1 protein-coding gene and 1 other annotated feature are annotated in these 1,309 nt (G+C 46.8%); the gene reads right to left on the bottom strand.

Annotation, left to right across the window (positions count from 1 at the left end):
• Window positions 1-39: 39 nt before the first annotated feature.
• A protein-coding gene (locus NJD71_RS13495; RefSeq protein WP_442967690.1) for an IS3 family transposase occupies window positions 40-1,259 on the bottom strand; the annotation gives its coding sequence in 2 pieces (ribosomal slippage) (window positions 40-983 and window positions 983-1,259; 1,221 coding nt in all).
• Window positions 868-984, bottom strand: a sequence feature (AL1L pseudoknot). Its footprint overlaps the gene before it by 117 nt.
• Window positions 1,260-1,309: the final 50 nt, after the last annotated feature.

Here is a 1,309-nt window from a genome sequence, read left to right as displayed (position 1 = left end):
TGAACCGCCCCGAGTATATCGGAGAGTGTTTTACTTGAGTCAGGCAGCCATGCCTGACAGGGTTAAACTGTCATAATACCGCTTTTCAAACTCAAAAGGCGACACATAACCAATCGTGCTGTGCAAACGTGTTTTGTTGAACCAATCGACCCACTCTAAAGTAGCCAGTTCAACATCATTCACGCCTTGCCACTGCTGTTTTAAATAATCAATCACTTCCGTTTTATAAAGCCCGTTAACCGTTTCAGCCAACGCATTATCGTATGAATCGCCTGTTGTGCCAACAGAGGCAATGACGCCAGAATCAGCCATCTTATCAGTATAACGAATGGATAAATACTGAACCCCTCGATCACTATGATGAATCACAGCTTTAGGATTATTCCTATCTGTTATTGCCTGATTTAACGCCGCCATCACCATATCGGTATTCATACGATTAGAGACTTTCCAGCCCACAATAGCGCGGGCAAACACATCAATGATAAAAGCGGTATAGACCCAGCCGCTCATGGTCTTGATATAAGTGAAGTCCGCCACCCACAGCTGGTTAGGACGCTGGGCGTTAAAGTTACGATTAACCAAATCATCAGCGCGCTTCTGGTCATCACGGCTATTAGTCGTAATCTTACCTTTGCCACGCCAAACCCCTTGCAGCTCATATTGCTTCATTAAACGCTCTACAGTACACCGAGCAACCTGTAGCCCGTCCGCTTTCATCTGTTGCCAGACCTTACGAGCGCCATAGCGGCATTTGCTGTCCTGCCAGATGCGTTTAATCTCGCTAATATAATAGTCGTCATGCTGACTGCGTAGTGAGCGCTTGTCAGGGCACTCTTCTAAGTCTTTAGCACGGTGATAGGTTGACGGGGCAATCGGTAGTACTCTACAAATCAGCTCGATCCCATATTCTTGCTTGTTAACATCAATAAAATCGACCATTATTTCGGTGGGCGGTCGAGCTCCGCCTGGGCGAAAAAAGCGGCAGCCTTACGTATAATCTCGTTGGCTTGCTTGAGTTCTCTATTCTCGCGCTCGAGATCCTTAATACGCTGCTCTTGACTTTGAGCTTGCACATTTGCAGGAATGGTTTGATCGATGTGCTTTTTATGCCACGAGCGTAGAGTTTCAGGTGTGCAGCCAATCTTAGGGGCAATGGCTTGAATCGCTGACCAGGTGGAGGGATAGTCATTTGCTGATTCAATGAGCATGCGAACGGCGCGTTCTTTAATCTCAGGAGTGTAGTTTCGTGTTTTCATTGTCGTATTCTCTCAGAATGTTGAGTCTCCGACAATCCCGGGGCGGTTCA

This window comes from Psychrobacter sp. PP-21 (assembly GCF_033790785.1).
Lineage (GTDB): Bacteria > Pseudomonadota > Gammaproteobacteria > Pseudomonadales > Moraxellaceae > Psychrobacter.
The sequence above is the reverse complement of the archived record's forward strand: the minus strand, read 5'-3'. Positions and strand labels throughout refer to the sequence as shown.